Genomic DNA, 218 nt, shown 5'->3' on the forward strand with positions numbered 1-218 from the left:
GCCTGGCCGATCGTGCCCACCAGCCCGGCGGCCGAGGTGACGTTGAGAATCCGGCCCGAACCATCCGTCGCGAGGAAGGGCAGCGCCGCCTGCGACACCGTGAACGAGCCCATCAGGTGGATCTCGACGATCCGCCGGAAGTCGTCCTCGGCCAGCTTCGGGAACATCGCCGGCGAGATCGCGCCCGCGTTGTTCACGACGATGCTCACCGTGCCGCC

Annotated in this window: 1 protein-coding gene; it reads right to left on the reverse strand. The window is 69.3% G+C overall.

The annotated features are described in order from the left end of the window. Window positions 1–218: SDR family NAD(P)-dependent oxidoreductase (locus ACL02T_RS35105; RefSeq protein WP_412835122.1), on the reverse strand; the 218-nt coding region annotated here is incomplete at both ends.

This window comes from Pseudonocardia oceanicola (genome assembly GCF_047200735.1).
GTDB lineage: Bacteria > Actinomycetota > Actinomycetes > Mycobacteriales > Pseudonocardiaceae > Pseudonocardia.